This is a genomic window from Vibrio sp. R10-SG3-ISO10 (assembly GCF_059834185.1).
Map to the genome: position 1 here is coordinate 442,386 of NZ_JCBDHG010000002.1, position 18,661 is coordinate 461,046.

At 43.8% G+C, this 18,661-nt stretch carries 19 protein-coding genes; 4 read left to right on the top strand and 15 right to left on the bottom strand.

The genetic code is table 11. From position 1 onward, the window contains the following. Positions 1–96 precede the first annotated feature (96 nt). The 13 genes from rplT to AC6R16_RS02885 form a co-directional block, all read right to left on the bottom strand. Positions 97–450 carry a 50S ribosomal protein L20 gene (gene rplT / locus AC6R16_RS02825; protein WP_004401084.1) on the bottom strand — a complete coding sequence of 118 codons (354 nt, stop codon included), beginning with the start codon at positions 448–450 and terminating at the stop codon, positions 97–99. Positions 451–491: 41 nt separating this feature from the next. Continuing rightward, on the bottom strand, positions 492–686 hold the full coding sequence (gene rpmI / locus AC6R16_RS02830; RefSeq protein ID WP_004411425.1) for a 50S ribosomal protein L35: 195 nt from the start codon (positions 684–686) through the stop codon (positions 492–494). A gap of 106 nt (positions 687–792) precedes the next feature. Further along, positions 793–1,344, bottom strand: a complete 552-nt coding sequence (gene infC, locus AC6R16_RS02835) for a translation initiation factor IF-3 (RefSeq protein ID WP_071881323.1) — start codon at positions 1,342–1,344, stop codon at positions 793–795. A gap of 3 nt (positions 1,345–1,347) precedes the next feature. After that, on the bottom strand, positions 1,348–3,276 hold the full coding sequence (thrS, locus tag AC6R16_RS02840) for a threonine--tRNA ligase (protein WP_004748569.1): 1,929 nt from the start codon (positions 3,274–3,276) through the stop codon (positions 1,348–1,350). 213 nt (positions 3,277–3,489) lie between these two features. Then, positions 3,490–4,989 carry an NAD(P)H-hydrate dehydratase gene (locus AC6R16_RS02845; RefSeq protein ID WP_500673532.1) on the bottom strand — a complete coding sequence of 500 codons (1,500 nt, stop codon included), beginning with the start codon at positions 4,987–4,989 and terminating at the stop codon, positions 3,490–3,492. A 75-nt stretch (positions 4,990–5,064) separates the two neighbouring features. Further along, positions 5,065–5,502, bottom strand: a complete 438-nt coding sequence (locus AC6R16_RS02850; RefSeq protein ID WP_239853429.1) for a PAS domain-containing protein — start codon at positions 5,500–5,502, stop codon at positions 5,065–5,067. Continuing rightward, positions 5,502–6,506, bottom strand: coding sequence for a response regulator (locus AC6R16_RS02855; protein ID WP_004748566.1), 1,005 nt, complete (start codon positions 6,504–6,506; stop codon positions 5,502–5,504). The genes AC6R16_RS02850 and AC6R16_RS02855 overlap by 1 nt, the downstream gene beginning before the upstream one ends. Positions 6,507–6,632: 126 nt before the next feature. Further along, entirely contained in the window at positions 6,633–7,763 is a 1,131-nt protein-coding gene (locus tag AC6R16_RS02860) for a response regulator (protein WP_500641376.1), read from the bottom strand. After that, complete coding sequence (locus AC6R16_RS02865; RefSeq protein ID WP_500673533.1) at positions 7,756–10,905, bottom strand: hybrid sensor histidine kinase/response regulator; 3,150 nt, start codon at positions 10,903–10,905, stop codon at positions 7,756–7,758. The genes AC6R16_RS02860 and AC6R16_RS02865 overlap by 8 nt, the downstream gene beginning before the upstream one ends. Continuing rightward, positions 10,898–11,482 carry a SpoIIE family protein phosphatase gene (locus AC6R16_RS02870; protein ID WP_500673534.1) on the bottom strand — a complete coding sequence of 195 codons (585 nt, stop codon included), beginning with the start codon at positions 11,480–11,482 and terminating at the stop codon, positions 10,898–10,900. Before AC6R16_RS02870 ends, AC6R16_RS02865 begins: the two co-directional genes overlap by 8 nt. A gap of 1 nt (position 11,483) precedes the next feature. Beyond that, a complete protein-coding gene (locus AC6R16_RS02875) occupies positions 11,484–11,906 on the bottom strand; it encodes an anti-sigma regulatory factor (RefSeq protein ID WP_500641379.1) in 423 nt (140 codons plus the stop codon). Beyond that, entirely contained in the window at positions 11,899–12,258 is a 360-nt protein-coding gene (locus AC6R16_RS02880) for an STAS domain-containing protein (RefSeq protein ID WP_500673535.1), read from the bottom strand. Before AC6R16_RS02880 ends, AC6R16_RS02875 begins: the two co-directional genes overlap by 8 nt. A gap of 19 nt (positions 12,259–12,277) precedes the next feature. Then, positions 12,278–13,192, bottom strand: a complete 915-nt coding sequence (locus AC6R16_RS02885) for a protoglobin domain-containing protein (RefSeq protein ID WP_500641381.1) — start codon at positions 13,190–13,192, stop codon at positions 12,278–12,280. A gap of 226 nt (positions 13,193–13,418) precedes the next feature. Between AC6R16_RS02885 and AC6R16_RS02890 the strand changes: the two genes are divergently transcribed. Continuing rightward, a complete protein-coding gene (locus tag AC6R16_RS02890; RefSeq protein WP_500673536.1) occupies positions 13,419–14,975 on the top strand; it encodes a methyl-accepting chemotaxis protein in 1,557 nt (518 codons plus the stop codon). Positions 14,976–15,033: 58 nt separating this feature from the next. Here AC6R16_RS02890 and AC6R16_RS02895 read toward each other — a convergent pair whose 3' ends face one another. Beyond that, the gene (locus AC6R16_RS02895; RefSeq protein ID WP_500641383.1) at positions 15,034–15,495 is read right to left on the bottom strand and encodes a TetR/AcrR family transcriptional regulator; all 462 of its coding nucleotides are present in this window, start codon (positions 15,493–15,495) and stop codon (positions 15,034–15,036) included. A 484-nt stretch (positions 15,496–15,979) separates the two neighbouring features. On the opposite strand from AC6R16_RS02895, the gene AC6R16_RS02900 reads away from it, so the two are divergent. From AC6R16_RS02900 to AC6R16_RS02910, 3 genes are all read left to right on the top strand, one after another. Beyond that, positions 15,980–16,273 (top strand): YfcZ/YiiS family protein, encoded by a 294-nt coding sequence (locus AC6R16_RS02900; RefSeq protein WP_500641384.1) that lies wholly within the window; start codon positions 15,980–15,982, stop codon positions 16,271–16,273. Positions 16,274–16,400: 127 nt separating this feature from the next. Next, on the top strand, positions 16,401–17,000 hold the full coding sequence (locus tag AC6R16_RS02905; RefSeq protein ID WP_500641385.1) for a hypothetical protein: 600 nt from the start codon (positions 16,401–16,403) through the stop codon (positions 16,998–17,000). Positions 17,001–17,285: 285 nt separating this feature from the next. Next, positions 17,286–17,834: an MSHA operon transcriptional regulator gene (locus AC6R16_RS02910; RefSeq protein WP_500673537.1), complete on the top strand. Its 549-nt coding sequence runs from the start codon at positions 17,286–17,288 to the stop codon at positions 17,832–17,834. A 27-nt stretch (positions 17,835–17,861) separates the two neighbouring features. On the opposite strand, the gene AC6R16_RS02915 is transcribed toward AC6R16_RS02910, so the two are convergent. Further along, positions 17,862–18,605, bottom strand: a complete 744-nt coding sequence (locus tag AC6R16_RS02915; protein WP_500673595.1) for a substrate-binding periplasmic protein — start codon at positions 18,603–18,605, stop codon at positions 17,862–17,864. Positions 18,606–18,661 lie beyond the last annotated feature (56 nt).

Genomic DNA, 18,661 nt, shown 5'->3' on the forward strand with positions numbered 1-18,661 from the left:
TCGAATTTGAGTGGATAAATACGCAGAGCGCAAAATCTAGATACAAAAAAGGAGAGCCGAAGCTCTCCTTTTCTTAATCCTAAAAACTAACTCTAATTAAAGAGCAGCTTTCGCTTTTTCAACTAGAACTGCGAATGCAGCTTTGTCGAATACCGCGATGTCAGCAAGGATCTTACGGTCGATCTCGATAGATGCTTTCTTAAGACCGTTGATGAAACGGCTGTAAGATAGACCATTCTGACGAGATGCAGCGTTGATACGTGCAATCCATAGTTGACGGAATTGACGTTTCTTGTTGCGACGGTCACGGTAAGCGTATTGACCAGCTTTAGTAACTGCTTGGAAAGCTACGCGGTAAACACGTGAACGTGCACCGTAGTAACCTTTAGCTTGTTTTAGAACTTTCTTATGACGTGCACGAGCTTGTACACCACGTTTTACGCGAGGCATTATGCTTCTCCTAAACTAAACGATTAATAAACTAAAAAGAATTATGCGTATGGTAGCATACGAGCAACTGCAGCCACTTCACACTTAGGAAGGATTGCATTTGGACGAAGCTGACGCTTGTTCTTAGTAGTACGCTTAGTCAGGATGTGACGTTTAGTAGCGTGCTTAAACTTAATACCACCAGCAGTTTTCTTAAAACGCTTAGCAGCACCTTTGTTGGTTTTCATCTTAGGCATGATGAATAACTCCGCATTGTTGAGTTGTTTTAAACAATAGTAATTAGGGCGAACAAAACCCAGCCACCTTACGGCAGCTGAGTTTTCTTACTTGCAAAGCCGTTAATTACTTCTTTTTAGGGGCAAGAACCATGATCATCTGACGACCTTCGATCTTCTTAGGGAAAGATTCCACTACTGCTAAATCAACAGTGTCTTCCTTAAGACGATTTAGAACGTCAACACCGATCTCTTGGTGTGCCATTTCTCGGCCACGGAAGCGAATTGTTACCTTCACTTTGTTGCCTTCTTCAAGGAAACGCGTCAGGTTGCGTAGTTTTACCTGATAGTCTCCAATATCAGTTCCAGGACGGAATTTTACTTCCTTAATCTGGACCTGTTTTTGCTTTTTCTTCTGCTCTTTAGCAGATTTGCTCTTCTCAAAGAGGAATTTACCGTAGTCCATTACACGACATACTGGTGGCTCAGCGTTTGGACTGATTTCTACCAGATCCATACCTGCTTCTTCAGCTGCTGCTACTGCTTCTTGGATAGAAACAACACCAACTGATTCACCATCAGCGCCAGTTAAACGAACTTCACGAACGCCACGAATTTCACCGTTTAAACGATGAGCATTTTGTTTGGCCGGTACTTGGCCGCGTCTTCCGCCTTTAATAGTTTATTCCTCCAGATTGAGCTTACGGCTTGAGATCTCGTCTTGGATGTATGAGATAAAGTCATCCACTTTAAACTTGCCAAGATCTTTGCCTTTACGAGTACGTACTGCAATTTCGCCAGCTTCCATTTCTTGGTCGCCACAAACAAGCATATACGGTACACGCTTCAAAGTATGTTCGCGGATTTTAAAGCCTATCTTCTCATTTCTCAAGTCCGCTTTAGCTCTAATTCCACATTTTTGTAGTTTTTGTGCCACTTCCTGAACATAATCTGACTGCTTATCAGTAATATTCATGATTACAGCCTGCTCTGGCGATAACCAAGTTGGGAAGAAGCCGTAGTATTCTTCGATCAAAATACCGATGAAACGCTCTAGTGAACCTAGAATAGCACGGTGAATCATAACTGGCACTTGGCGCTCGTTATTTTCATCCACGTAAGTAGCACCTAGACGACCCGGTAGGTTGAAGTCTAGCTGAACTGTACCACACTGCCATGCACGATCTAGACAATCGTAAAGCGTAAATTCAATCTTAGGACCATAGAACGCGCCTTCACCTTCTTGAATCTCGTATGGAATATCCATTGATTCTAGAGATAGCTTAAGTGCTTCTTCAGATTGATCCCAGATCTCATCTGAACCTACACGCTTTTCTGGGCGAGTAGATAGCTTAACCACGATGTTAGAGAAGCCGAACGTTTGGTATGTATCGTAAACCATCTTGATACAACCCGTTACTTCGTCTTGGATCTGGCTTTCAGTACAGAAGATGTGTGCATCGTCCTGTGTGAAGCCACGTACACGCATAATGCCGTGTAGTGCACCCGATGGCTCGTTACGGTGACAAGAGCCAAACTCAGCCATACGTAGCGGTAGATCACGGTAAGATTTCAGACCTTGGTTAAAGATCTGTACGTGACCTGGACAGTTCATCGGTTTAATCGCGTATTCACGGTTCTCAGAAGATGTTGTGAACATCGCATCTGCGTATTTATCCCAGTGACCAGAGCGCTCCCAAAGAACGCGATCCATCATTAATGGACCTTTCACTTCTTGGTAATCGTACTCTGTCAGTTTTTGACGTACGAACACTTCTAGGTCACGGAAGATAGACCAACCATTATGATGCCAGAACACCATACCCGGTGCTTCTTGCTGCATGTGGAACAGATCTAACTGTTTACCAATTTTACGGTGGTCACGCTTCGCTGCTTCTTCTAAGCGAGTAAGGTGCGCTTTAAGCGCTTTTTTGTCATGGAAAGCAGTACCGTAGATACGTTGCAGCATCTTGTTGTCACTGTTACCACGCCAGTAAGCACCTGCTACGTTAAGTAGCGTGAAGTGCTGACAGAAACCCATATGTGGTACGTGTGGACCACGACACATATCGATATATTCTTCATGATGGTAAAGACCTGGACGATCATCACGAGAAACGTTCTCGTCTAGGATTTCCATCTTGTATGTTTCACCGCGAGCTTCAAATGCATCGCGAGCTTCCTGCCAGCTAACCTTTTTCTTGATGACTTGGTATTTGGTCTTAGCAAGCTCTTTCATACGCTTTTCAATCTTTTCTAGATCTTCTTGCGTTAGAGAGTGCTCAAGGTCGATATCGTAGTAGAAACCACTATCGATAGTCGGACCAATCGCCATTTTCGCTTCAGGGAAAAGCTGCTTGATCGCGTGACCAAGTAGGTGAGCACAAGAGTGGCGAACGATTTCTAGACCATCTACTTCATCTTTAACTGTGATGATTTCTAGGCTTGCATCTTGTTCGATAAGATCACAAGCATCAACACGGTTACCATCTACACGACCAGCGATGGTTGCTTTCGCAAGACCAGGACCGATAGATTGTGCGACATCAAGAGTAGAAACAGGGTTGTCAAATTGACGCTGACTGCCGTCAGGAAGAGTAATAATAGGCATTTAACTGTCCTTTACAGTGGTGTTGCACACCAAGCAACACATGCAATTTAAAACGTGTCTTTAACTTAGAATTCAAGGAGTAAAGACGAGAGTTCTTTTCCTTTTTCTGCGCAAATACGGATGCACAACTCAGGAACGAACGCGTATTGTAACGAATTAATGTGAAATAACAATCGAAGTCACAGAATTGATTAAGAAAAGTTCAAAAATCGTTCAGGTTAACCAGTAATTAAGCACCGTTCGCACCTCATCAATCACATCGCTAGCGAGCATACCGACCTGCCCTTCACGCATTGCGATTTGGTCAGCGGCAACACTATGTAGTAGTACGCCGAACTTGGCAGCATTAGATAATGTCAATCCCTGCGCGATCAAGGCTGCAAGAATTCCGGTTAGGACATCTCCCATACCGCCAGTTGCCATTCCTGCATTTCCTGCCTGACAAACTGAGATCTCGTCTCCGTCGAATATTAAGGTTCCCGCGCCTTTCAAGACGATGATACCACCGTATTTCTTATGCAAGTTTCTTACTGCTTGAAAGCGGTCTTGTTCGATGTCAGTGACACTGCAGCCCAGAAGACGCGCCGCTTCACCTGGGTGGGGAGTGAGAATTCGCAAACTATCGGCATTGGGTTGCCGCGCCAAGAGATTAAGGCCGTCCGCATCGATAACTTTTGGTTTTTCTACTCGACTAGCTGCTAAGAACATATCTTGTGCCCAGCTGTCAATTCCAAGCCCCGGCCCCATAGCAATGACATCAGCAAAATCTAACCCACCCTTCAGGGCATCAGCTTCGCCGCCCCACCCCAACGTCATTACCTCTGGGCAGGCAACCTGCAGTGGCAACGCCGAATGGGGGTGACATAACGTACGTATCAGACCAGCACCACTTCGCGCTCCCGCGGTCGCACATAGACGAATCGCTCCTGCATAACCTTGATTACCTCCTAGGCAAAGCAAGCGTCCATTGTGCCCTTTGTGAGCTGTCGCGATACGGGGCGGCATCGCTAAGCTAAATTGGCCCGCATCGATAAATCGGCTACTGACTTCTACGCACTGCCTGAATTCACTCTCAACACCCAGGCCCGCAAAGTGAAGCTTACCTGTGTACGCTCTCGCCTGCCCGGTTGTTAAACCCTGTTTTACGCCAATAAACGCTACCGTGTGTTTTGCAATGATCGCATTTCCCAAGATTTGACCACTGTCGGTACACAAACCGGAAGGAGTATCTATCGCGACAACCGGAACTTGGCTTTCATTGACCTTTGCGATGAGATCTTGAAGGGGCTTCCTGACTTCTCCCGTAAGACCAGTGCCCAATAGTCCATCAATCAACACATCCGCGCTGCTTTTCGACCAATCCAACGAGTCGAACAATTGAATCTCTCCGCCGCACTCCCTCCACTCTTGTTTGGCTTTAGCCGCATCACCAGATATTTTGGTCTCATCACCGAATAAATAGAGAGAAACCTCTAATCCATCTGACTTGGCAAGTTTGGCGACGACAAAGCCATCTCCGCCGTTGTTTCCTGTTCCTGCCATTATCACAATACGCTTTGCACGAGGAAACTCATCTCTCATTACTTGATAAGTTGCCAGCCCAGCTCGAAGCATTAACGTATACATCTCAACGCCAGCGAGCTTAGCTGCTTGCTGTTCACCGTGTTTAACTTGCTGGCCTGTATACAGTTCTAGAGGAAGTGTTGAGTTCATAAATTCGACGGGGTATTGGAAGATCTTTAAAGCATATACAACAACGCCAAGGAAATCCTTGGCGTTGATTACAGATTATTGCTTTTTGGAGACAAGCGCTTCGGCGGTCGCATCTTGTATAGATAGAAACAAAGAACGAATCTCACCCGTCGGTGTACGCATCGGGTTAAGCGTAATGTTCTGATACATAAAGTCTGCTTGTTGAGTCACAGGACGAACATTTCGGCACTTAAACAAGTATGGACGCTGCTGCCAAGTGATAAAGCTACGACAGCCTAAATCATAAACGGGTTTGGTTTTTAGCTTAAACCAATCTTGAGGAATTTCAGGAAACAGCTCAAAAAGAGACTTACCAATCGCATCGTGCGCTTGTATGCCACTGTGATGAGTCATAAACCCATTCCACACTTGAACATTATGATCAGTATCGAGAACCACTAAGCCCAAGTCTACATTTTGCACCATATCCACCATCCAGTGGAACTGCTCAAATTCAGCTGGAAGAGATAACATTAGAAGTCCTCCATTAGGTACGAAAGCTTGTTGTCTAGAAGTGGTAACGATTCATCGACAAACATAAACAGTAAATCACAACGTATCGACGTTCCATCAATGTTGTAGCTCACTTCAAACGTCATCGTTTTCTTAAACACACCGGTCGTTGAAGAAATCACAGAATCAATAGAGATGTGCTGGCCTAACAACACTGGAGAACTTTGGAAGAAACGCACCTCAGCTTGCTTACCCAAACCATTCAAGAAGGAACCGACCAAAATGTTAGAAACGTCCATTAACAGTTCAAGCTCTTCTAACTCTTCACTATCGGCTGGGACTTTCATTAGTTTTTTAAGGTCGCTGACACTTGAATCACTTAATAGTACCAGCGCTTCACCTGCTATACCTTCTCCACTGAACCCTTGGCACACCCCTGAGACTTGATCGTTTTCCGCTAGATCTCTAAGGGCCATGTGAAGTTCACTGACTTCTAGTATGTTTACGTTTGGTAAGGGTAAATGGACAAACACGTCAAAGTGTCTTGCCAAGGCGTCAGCCGCTTGACCGATAGATACGTTAGCCACTTCCATATAGATGTCTCGGCGGCGAAGTATCGGTAGTTCGACAGAAACAGGCGTGATAATTCTCGGTTGAGTTGGCGGTTCAACTAGCTCTTTAAGCACCTGATTAAGAGCATCTTTATCAATTGGCTTCTGGATAAACGCCTTTGCACCTAGCGTCATCACCCTTTCTTTGGCCTTAGGTTGAATATCGCCTGAGACTACCACCACTGGTATATCAATACCTCGGTTACCAATTTCTTCCAACGTGCCAAAACCATCCAACTCTGGCATGGTTAAATCCAAGAACATCAACTTGAATTCATTTTGTTCTAGCTGCTCTAAAGCATCCAATCCATGGACTGCAAAGGTAATATCAGCATTTAGCGAAGCAGGCAGTGAGCGAGCCATTTGCTTTCTCGCCAAAGCGGAGTCATCGCATATAAGTACCGGATAAGACATGCGTACACCTACTCCTATTTATGTAGTTTATTATTTGAGTGTAACAGAAGGTTTGCACACCCGGTACGCTAGGCGGCAAATTTCTTTGAGTAAACAGTAGGTAAGACCACTAGACCAATATTAGGCTTACTCTTCACCACTCGCTTTTTGATTAAATGAGTCCTCGTCAAATCCTTCATCGCGAAACGTTGACGCAACCTCTCTAAATTTTTCTTCTATTGCTAAGAAGGTATCGACCATCAAGGGTTCGAAATGGCTACCTGAGCCATCAGCAATAATTCCTACCGCTTTCTCATGGGAAAAAGCCGGTTTATATACGCGCTCTGAAATTAGCGCATCATAGACATCAGCAACCGCCATAAGCCGCGCACTCAAAGGAATATCGTAGCCTGACAAACCTTCCGGATAACCGCTACCATCCCACTTTTCTTGGTGACTGTAGGCAATCTCTTTTGCCGTTTGAAGAAAATCACATTTAAAGTCAATAGAGTCCTCAACCGTCAATAGCACTGCTCGACCAAGCGTGGTGTGGAACTTCATCAAATGAAACTCTTCGTCGGTCAATTTACCCGGCTTCAATAGTACACTATCAGGAATACCGACTTTGCCAATGTCATGCAGAGGTGCTGACTTGTAGAGCAGTTCTATTGAGCTCGGACTCAACTCTTCCGTGTAGTGACCATTAATCAGGAGCTCTTCAGCAAGCAGTTTGACGTAGTTTTGCGTGCGACGTATATGGTTTCCTGTTTCGTTGTCTCGTGTTTCCGCCAATGATGCCATCGCGCCTATTGTCGCGTCTTGCAGCATTTCTAACTCTCGAGTACGCTTTTTCACGCGTTGTTCCAAGCTTTCGTTTTGCTCAGACAGCTCTTCCATCGTGAAACGTAGCTTAAGGTGAGTATTGATACGTGATAGCAAGGTCGGTGGGCTGATCGGCTTCAGGATATAATCGACCGCTCCAACTTCAAAGCCACGTTGCTCATCTTCAATCTGAGTTTTAGCGGTGAGAAAGATAACTGGAATGTGCTGGGTATTCGGATTGGCTTTGAGCCTCTCACAGACTTCATAACCATCCATCTCAGGCATCATGATATCTAAAAGGACAATGTCAGGGGATTGATTTTCGCAGATAGCCAGAGCTTGCTGGCCACTCGTTGCCACAATGACTTTGTGATGCGGCTTAAGCAGGCTGCTTAATAACACACGATTTTCTGCGTTGTCATCGACAACAAGCACACTCGATACCGAATCAGCCACTTGACTCTCCAAACACTTTATCAATATCTAATGGATAGATACTGATCGCCTTTCTCAATGCCTGACTTGCCGCTAGAAAGTCACAATCGTGAATATTCCGACAGCAGGCTTCGAAGTTCTCCGACTCTAGTAAAGTATTGAGTCGTATGTAGTGCTCGTCAAGAAAGTCGATAGCACTAGAGTCAAATTCATTAAGTAACATATCGAGCCGAGCTATCAGCGCGACACTCTCGTCATCTAAGCTCTCTTTAACTTCAGCGGGATAAGGTCGGCCTAGCCCTTTGCAAACTGCCATAAAAAACGGCTCTAAATGTGCTTCAAGTTCCTCAATTAAGCTTTCAAACTCTTGATTGGTCCCTTCTTCACCCAGTTGTGACTCTAATCGTGCGGCGATATCAGATAATCGTGTTGCCCCTAGATTCCCAGCAGAACCTTTAAGCGTATGTATTAGCAGTTTCGCGTGGGGATAATCTTGTTTCTCAAGCGATATGTTTAGACGCTTACAGAAATCATGCTCTTTATCAACAAGCTGAGAGAGCAATCTTTGATAGAGCACTTCGTTACCTGCAACACGCATTAACCCACTTTTAGCGTCAAGCAACTCAATATCATGAATCGAGTAGCTAGTATCAACAGCACTCTCATTCTCTTGCTCCGATACAGCAAACTGTTGCCTCGAATCTTTAAGATCGAGCTTATCGACACAGCACCTCTTTATCGTCGAATAAAGCGCGTCTGGATCAATCGGTTTAGATACATGCTCGTTCATACCCAAACTTAAACACCTTTCCCTCTCTTCAATCATCGCATGCGCCGTCATGGCAACCAGTGGAATGTCATCGTACAACTCATTGGATCGAATTCTTCGACTAGCCTCGTAACCATCCATAACAGGCATCTGTAGATCCATAAAAATTATGTCAAAGGCATCCCTGTCTTTTTCTAAGATTTCTAACGCTTCTAAGCCGTTGTTGGCCACCGTCACATGAATCGCTTTGTCTTCCATCAGCTCAACCGCAATTTGCTGATTGATCTCATTATCCTCTACGAGCAGTGCGCGCAACCCGTTAAACATACCACCGTCTTTTTCTGCTTTTGATTTATGGCGGGAACTCGACGATGAACCTTGGGGCGCGAATAGGTCCATCAATAGATCAAACAGAAATGACTGTCCTATCGGTTTCGCCAGGAATCCTGCAATATCTAAATCGTCTAGTTCATTGGAGATGTCATCTTTGTCATAAGCAGTAACAATGACCATTTGGGGTTGATGCTGCGGTTTGATTTGTTGGCGGATCAGCTTTGTTGCCTCAATACCACTCATTTCAGGCATCTTCCAATCCATGAACACAAGGTTATAAGGCTCTCCAGCCGCTGAGGCGCGTTCAAGCTCTTGCAGTGCTTTTTGTCCGCTGTTGACCATAGCTGGCTTATTAGGCAAGACATCCAGTAAATCTTCCATAATGAGTAGCGCATGTTCATTATCATCTACAGCTAAAGCTTTTACTGATTGGAGCGTATCTGGAACCACCAAACATTTATCTTGATTGGCTTCTTCAAATCCAACGAGGACGCAAAATGAAAAACAGCTGCCTTGATTAGGCGTACTATCAACTCGAATTTCACCATTCATAAGCTCGACCAGTCTTCTGCATATTGATAGTCCCAACCCTGTACCTCCATAACGCCGGGTAGTAGAACCATCTGCCTGAGTAAATGCATTGAATAACTTGTCAGCTTGCTCCTTTGACATTCCAATTCCGGTATCCTGAACGTCTAAGCATAAGTAAATCTGACCATCCGACTCAGGGCGGACATTGACCGACACCGCTATCTCGCCCTGCTCTGTAAACTTAACCGCGTTGTTCACCAAGTTAATGATAATTTGCCCCAAGCGAAGCGGGTCGCCTTTAATCACTTTCGGTACATCTTTTGAGACTTTAAACAGAAGCTCTAGGCCTTTTTCAAACGCTTTTTGACCCGTCACCATAGAAACATTGTGCAAAACATCATCGAGATAAAAGTCGATCTCTTCAATGGTAAGTTTGCCAGCTTCTATTTTGCTGAAGTCGAGAATATCGTTGATGATACCGAGCAGTAGAGAAGCTGAATTGTGGATCTTAGACAAATAGTCGTGTTGTTTGGGTGAAAGGTCTGTTTTCAACGCAAGGTGAGACATACCAATGATCGCGTTCATAGGCGTGCGAATTTCGTGGCTCATGTTGGCTAAGAACATGGACTTTACTTCAACCGCTTCCTCTGCTTTCGCACGAGCCTTCGTAAGCTCATCTTCGACTAACTTCCTCGAAGTCACATCACGCAAAAACATGGCTGCACAACACTGGTCATCAAACCAAAAAATGCTAATCCCAAGATCTATTGGAATCATTCTTCCATCTTTGGTGAACGTTTCAACTTCAAAGAAACCGCCACTGACCTTATCTTGATCATCAATAGAAAGCTCACCACTCATGATTTCTTCTAGGTCTTTTGGCAACTCGATTTTGAGTAATTCACATAAGTTCTTGCCGGTGACTTCCTGGGAAGTAAAGCCATAAGTCTCCTGCGCCGTCTTATTCCACATGACAATTTTCTGGTACGCATCAATAATAACGACGCTCGATGGAGCCCCATCAATAATAGTACTCGACAAGGCCTCAGAGGCTTTCAGATCTTTCGTTCGACGCTCAATTTCCGCTTCTAAACCTTGTTGGTGCTCTGCTAAAGCCAAGTTTTTTTGTTGCAACTCTTCTAGCAACTCATCCCGTGATTTTTCTCCTAGTATGCTTGCTATAGCGGTACGTTGCTGGGTAGTAAGCGCTGTACCTAACCGGATTCGCCAAATTAAACTCTGTTTGGAGACCTGAACATCCAGTATTGGAATCGCTAAATGGGGAATAGGTGTGGTAAGTTCAGGACAGCGCCATTCAAACATCAGCATTTCATCATCCAATGCCGCTATCAATTGAATTTTGTCTGTAAGTGTAAAGAGATACCGAGGGATTTCACTGCCAAGCATTAGGAGTTGGTCACGTTCGATGTGTTGGTAACCAATGACATCCAATATTGAAGCAATTTTTCTGCGCAATGCAATTCTAGACACATCACTATTGGCAACAGTTAGGTGATATTGGTTAGTCATGAGAGAACCTCACAACTATTGCGGTTGCATCATCAAAGGGCTTACTGAAAGACTCAATAAAATAAGAGGAGATGTAATCCAAAGCTTTGCCATTGGCATGCTCTAACTCAGACTGAGAAATGTTTTCTTTGACACCATCCGTCGTCAAGAGAAAGGTGGAGTCGTTAGTAAATTCGAATTCAAAATGCCTTAGATTCGGTAAGGTCTCACCCACGATCCCCGCTTGAGCATGGAAACTCGTTCCTTTATCTCCAAGCCGACGAACAAGAGTGTTTCCCACACCTAAACCATAGCCTTTTAACTTGGTTGAATCGAAAAAAACTATGGTCATGGCTGCACCTAAAGTTCCGGCTAAGAAATAATGGGCTTGACGCATTGTCCAATCAATATCAGCGCTGCCACTAGCATCAAGAAACTGTTCTAGTTGTCGGGCTAACTGAGCGGCTTTTACTCCATGACCTAAAACATCAATAATTGTGACCAGTAGCCCGTTGTCTAGCTTACAGATATGAAAGCCATCTCCGGCTTCCGGTTCATCTCGATATGGGACGCACTTGACGCTGTATTGAAACCCCATATTAGTTCTTCCACTTGGTAATAGTGACAATTGTCCCTATTTCAGGTGAAGACTGAATATCAAAGTCATCCATCATTCTCACTACACCAGGAAGCCCAAGCCCCAAAGATTGCCCGGTCGAATAATTGTCTTTCAACGCACTTGTCAAATCGCTAATTCCATCCCCGGAATCTGAAGCGATAATCTTCAAGCCAATATTTAGCGAAGTTTCAACTTGGTGAATAGATACCTCACCTTCTCCCGCATATTTCACAATATTAGTGGCAAGTTCAGATACCGACGTAGCTAACTCACTTACAAAAGCAGCGCTGTACCCAAGCTGCTGAGCTATAGTGTACACAGCCAATACAACACTCATGACATCTGACTCTGACGTAACATGATGCGTTTCTATCACTTTTGCAGGAGCACTAGAATCAATCAATGACACCTCCTATCAGATGTAAACCATCGTCAATACTCTGCACACAAGGCAGCTGCTCGGTATGATAGCCAATGTTAACCAATGCCATTGCAATACCAGGTCGTATACCAACAAACAGACAGCGCCTACCCATAACTTGTACCGTTTTTGCAATGGTAAACAACTTATCGAAATCGGCGCGATCTAAGGTTTTAACTTCCGACAAATCAATCAGTACACCACTAATCGAGTGGCTTGCGACTTTTTCTAGCAAGTGAAAGCGAAAGTCATCTAAGACTTCATCACTCAAGTCGACTTGAATCGTCGCAACAAGAACATTCTGTAACTGACTTATGGAAATAGACTTCTTCATTATTATGCTAAGCCTCAAACTAAGAGAGTGCTTTTAGTGCCTGTACGTTTAACCCCATCATTTCAAATGCATTTTCTAATGCATCCCTTAAGGTAGCATTGGTTTGTACTTCTCCAACGTTGATACCAAGCTGAACCATGGTTTGCGCAATTGACGGTGAAACGCCCGACACTAAACAATCACAGCCCATCAATTTGGTGGCTTTGGTAATCTTAATAAAGTGATTGGCAACGGCGGTATCGACAACCGCAACACCTGAGATATCCATAATGAAAATTTTAGCGCGGTGTTCGGATATTTTGTTGAGCACAGCCGACATAATGTCTTGCGCCCGCTTGGAATCAATGATCCCCACAATAGGGAGCATTAAAATATCTTGCCACACCATGGTCACTGGCGTAGACATTGCAAGAAGCGCTTCGCTCTGTTCCGCAATACGGCGATTGATTAAGCGTGAATAAGTATCAACTACGATTGTGGTATCTAAATGAAGCAGTTTCGTAAAGGCTGTAACAAGCGAGCTGTATTCATCACTATATAAACTTCCGTCGTACATCCTTTTAGTGAAGATAACCATCGAGATATTCATACCTGCGAAGTATGTGGGTAAAGGCAAACCAACACGCGCATGCACCTCTCCTACATCTCGGCGCTGTTTAACATATTCGTCGTCTACTTTGGCTTTGAAAAATGTACTCCAATACTCAATTTGCGCATTCTGAACCCGTTTCAACTTTTTATCGTCTGCAAAAAACTGTGTATATTCGGGTTGATTCTCTAGCCAGTCATAAAAGTGACCCACATAGTCATGCAGTTTAGGCAACATTAGATCGCCAAACTTACGGATAAGCGCCAAGTCAGCCTCTGTTAAATCGTGCAACTTAAGTAAGCTGTCCGCACTTGTATATGAACCAACCGACTTATTGTTTGACATCCTTGCTTCCTCATCTTTACCCGCCACTTCGTGAAGGCTTCAACTAAAGTCGTAACAATTGACTATGCAATTAAGCTTAGACCACATAATTGACGTGACAAATAACAAAAGAATCAAAAACAAAATTAATCCCTAGTAATTAGGTCAAGTATTCAATTTGTTCATATACTGAATGGAACTCGGTCATTAGAAATCGTTTTATAAAAGGAAGTAATAGGGGAACCTTATGCGCGTAAACCAACCCGTAACCCAAAGGGAAATCACGTATCCGCCAGAATACAATTTACTCTCTATCACTAAGCCAAGCAGCCATATCACCTATGCAAGCCAGGATTTTTGCGAAGTCGCTGGATATACGTTGGATGAGTTAGTGGGCCAACCCCATAACATCGTCCGACACCCAGATATGCCACCAGCAGCCTTTGAAAACATGTGGGGTTATCTAAAACAAGGTAACTCATGGATGGGATTGGTGAAAAACCGCTGTAAAAATGGTGACCACTACTGGGTTGATGCTTTTGCTTCCCCGATAAAAGAGAGTGGCAAAACGGTCGAGTATCAATCGGTGAGACTTGCGCCTAAGAGAGAGCACGTCAAAAATGCCGAAAAGATTTATGCGCAGCTCAATCAAGGCAATACCCCTATTCAGCTTAAACTACCTCGAACTCGGTTGTGGCAACGAATGGCAAGCGTTATGTTGTTGATAGCCATAGCAGCAAGTGCTATCGCCTCCTTTTCCCCCACTACTGCTATCTGGGTATTTTTTGCTCTTAGCACCGCCACTGCCTACGCACAAACAAGGCGCTTAGAAGAACTCTCGGCCCAAGCGCGGAAAGTTTTCGACAACCCTTTAATGGAGTTGGTATACAACAAACGGGTAGACGATATTTCAGAGATTCAACTTGCATTTAAGATGCGCCAATCAGAAATCAATTCCATAGTTGGCCGAATTCAAGACTCCAACCAACAAATATCAAAGGCGGCGAGTTCCTCGGCTAAAAACTGTGAGACAACCGCAGAGAACCTTGTTGGTCAAACTTCGGAGACAGAACAAGTTGCTGCTGCGATCAATGAAATGCACTCTACCGCTAACGAAATAGCTCAAAATGCGCAAAGCGCTTCGGATGTCACAGAACAAGCAAGTACCGCTGCAAATGAAGGTAGAGCTTCCGTTACTCAAACTATCGATTCAATCAGTGAGCTGTCCAAACAACTGGGTGTGGCTTCTGAGGTTATCCAACAGTTGGTAGAGCATGGTAGAACTATCGGCGAAGTTCTGGTCATCATCCAAGGTGTCGCAGAGCAAACCAACTTACTAGCACTCAATGCAGCGATTGAGGCAGCGCGCGCGGGTGAACAAGGTCGAGGTTTTGCCGTAGTAGCAGATGAAGTCCGCCAATTAGCTCAACGAAGCCACGAGTCAACAGAGGAGATCCAGAACATCATCAAGCTCATTCAAGCCAGCACTGAAAAAGCAGTTCAAGCCATGAATGAAGGCAATCAACTTTCAGACATCTGTGTCGATTGTGCTAATACTTCCGGAGATAAACTGGATGCCCTACTTCATCAAGTGACAGATATCTCTGACCGGAACAATCAAATCGCTACTGCGATTGAAGAAATGGCGCGAGTGACAGATGAAATGAACTCTAGCGTTCAATCAATCAGTGATGTTTGCGCAGCAACCAATGTGTTAGCAAGTGATACTAAAGACGAATGTGAAGGACTGGTCGAAAACTTAGACTCACAAGGAAAGCTTGTAACCCAGTTTAGAAAGCTATAGTTACCGATAGTAGGTTTCTATAGGATCAAAAAAGCCTTCCGAAGAAGGCTTTTTTTGACTATTGAGCCATTCGAATCAGTGAACGACCAATTAACCACTCAAGTTCTTTTGCACTACCATCACCGAGCTTCTCTTCACAAACCTTGTAAAGGCGCTCAATACCATTGCTGGCAAACTCATGTGTACTTTGAGAAGTCACAATGTGGTGGAATAGTAGACGTAGGATCGCACGAAACTCTTCGTTATCTAGCGCAGCTACCCAGCTAGATGAAAATGCTTCCAGTCCGTTTTCAAAATTAACGTGCTCGACAAACATTTTAAAAATGCGACCATCCAGTGCAGCAGTGAAGTCAGTCTTCTTCGGAAAGTGGTGACTAATACCTGTTCTTGATACACCTGTCTGTTGGCTTAATGTTGTGTACGACATCTTGTCGTAACCGAGTCGTAATAGTTGGTCTACTACCGCATCCATTATTTTCTGGATGGTGATCTCAGTATCTTCTTTACTACGCTTTGGCATGTTTAGGCTCTTCTCTCTGTATATCCGTCTTTAATTATTGACGTCCAATGTCACTAACTTCCGTTTTAGTATCGTACGTCATTTTTCAACGTAAAAGACCAAACCACAATTAAACCATACGGCTTATCTAATTGTTGTGTAATGCAAGCTAATTTTCCATAAATAACCATTGACGATATTTATGAAATCAAAGGACGTTATCTTTTTGTTTATATAATATTGAGCGACCGATAATCTTACAATTTGTTGGTGCTTACAACTAACTGAATAGCATTCTGACGCGAGAATGACATGAATTTTCGTGATTTATTGATCTAAATCACACTTAGCACTAACCAATTCGTCGTGTTTATGTTTGCGCAAAATTTCAGCAAACAATAGATCATACTGTTATTTACTCTATTGCTAGCAGAGTCCTTTTTATGGATTCAGATCTAATTACTGGGTAATATAGCCCTATTATTTGTAAGAGGATTGATTTGAGATGAGCACTGAACCAGAACAAGTATGCGAAGCATGTGGCTGTGCAGGCGAAATGGGTTTCATCATTAAAGAAGGTGATGATGTTGCCGAAGTAACTATCTTTGCAGCTGGCCAAACACTACTACAGGCAGAACTGGATAGGTATGTTGAGTTAGCCAAGCAAGTTTGTGCGGCTGTTGAATTTGAAGTGTCTCCTATCACTGAAGAATCAACTGAGCTAACGGCTCGTTTTAAGTTTGAGGTAAGTGCTGAGAAACTGATCTTTGAACTAAAAACTCGCTCTCTAGCGCGATAATCAACTATTTGATTTTTATCTAAAACGGGCTATTCAGCCCGTTTTTTTATTTCAACAAGCCAATATCATTGCACTATTTAAGCCTAGACTTAATATTAGGTATCACTCTTACAAACCTCGTTCGACTATGCTGCGTATTCTGTTTTCAATCTTGTTAGTCGTATTCTCTCTGAATACCCATGCTGTCGCTCTAGATCAATTTCGTATTCTTAACCATCTAGATAACTATGGTAACTTAGATCTGCGCAATAAGCCCTATACCGAATTGCCCAGTGGCTTGGTGGTCAAAGGGAATCTGAACATTGCCAAAACCTCGATTAAACGTATCCCCAAAGGCGTGGATATTCAGGGCAGTTTGACTGCGACTAACTGCAGCCTAAGCAAGATTGATAAAGGGGTAAAAATCAAAGGTTATGCTAACCTGCTAGGCTCCAAAATCACAAGGTGGCCTTCTGGCGTAAAAGTCGGCGGCTATATCAACCTAACTGATACCCCGCTCACCTCTTTGCCGCCAAGATTGCGCGTAAAAGGGGATCTCAGCGTGATACGAACTCCGCTTGAAACGTTACCTGAAGGGATAACCATCGATGGCAATCTGTATATCGGCGGGTCAAAGATTACGACATTCCCCGACACCATGACTGTAAACGGCAATATTTTTCTTGGTGGTAACCGTATTTCGAAATGGCCGACGAATTTAACCTTAGGCGGCGCAGTCGCCCCTTAGTAGTAGATACACTTTACAGAATATTGTTTAAGATATTTAGGCGTTACGTAATGAAATGATACAACTGTCATCGCTCACATATCGCACAGCCAGTAGTTATCATGTATAATCTAACGCTAACGTAAGCCGCCACATTTCTGACTTACAATTGACTCAAACGACTAGATTGCATACGCGCTAGTCTTTACACTGTGGCAGAATAAAACATAAGCAATGTCTAAGGCGTTCCGTAGGTTCGCCTTTTTCCCGTCTTCATATTCATAGACGTATAGTAGTGTACTTAATATGGAACAAGATAAATTCACCAATATTTATCGATTGCCAACGGCCGTACAGATCCGTATAGGCAAATGGCAGCAGACGTTCAACGGCACCTCTGATCTTGTCATGCACCAAGCAATCGAAGTTAGGAATAAGCAATACCGCAAACCTAATTTTTTTCCGTCAGGTTGGAGTGTCCAACTTTTTGATAAAAACGATATCTCGATTACCAATCATGGTAAGTACATTCAAACTGCAATGCGCACCATGATGGACCGTAAAGTGTCATACAAGCGTATTTACTTATCAAGATTGCCTTTAGAAGAGGCTGAGCCGGGTTTGATTGCATTTAAACAAGAATGGATTTCGAAGCACAATCGCGTGGCACGTAAATACAATCAAATTAAGAAGAAGCAATTCATCCGCTTCGCTCTTGAAGAAGCAGAGACACTGTATCCTTCGATTGAGAAAGGTGAATTCGATCTTCAATTGTGGAACAAGTTGGTGGTTTCTGAACTGGGAAGCCCTAAAAAGTTCGACAACCCATACTTTGTCAAAAAAGCCAAAGTCTAACCGCATAAGGACAGCGCAACGCTGTCCTTAGTACTTATCGAGTATTTGTTGATAGCGACTGATACCCGACTCATCTTCTTTCTTCAGCAACTCAAGCCCTTTTTGTAGCTTATCGACGATTTCTTTGTCTGTATTGCGATTAACGGCAAAATATAAATCCCCTTCCTTAACCACATATACAGCTTCAAATATGCTTGGGTCTACACCTGCTTGACGCGACCACCAATAAGCAGCGCGATCGGCATAGACAAGCAGATCAATACGCTTTTTCATTAACTGTTCAGCCAAGACGGTGACGTAAGAGGCCTCTTGCATCGAGTTTCTCGGAATACCGAGTTCTAGTAAGCTTTGCTCACCGATATCGTCTCGGATTACACCAATACGGTACTTAGCCATATCAAGCGCATCGTTAATCTTGATGTTTGAGTCTTTTCTTGCAAGGACAACCACTTTGATATCAACGATCGGCCCCACCCACTGAAACAGCTTTTCACGATGTTCAGAACGTGTTGTAGAAAAAAGTACGGAATTCTTGTGTGTCAACACGGTGCGATACGAGCGAGCCCAAGGCTGAAGAGTCATTTGAGAGAGCGTGACAGGTTCGCCAACTAAGGCACTCGCTGCCATCAGAATCTCGACGGAATACCCAGTAATTATATCGTCTTGGAGAAAGTTGGCAGGCGGATAGGCCTCAGTATAAAACGAGACTTCTCGCAGATCGTTTTCCTTACTCAGCACGCTTGGAGATAACAACCAAACGGCAAGCACCATAAGCAAGTGGTAAACAGAGATGTTGTGAATCACAATGTTCTCCCCCTAATTGCCAT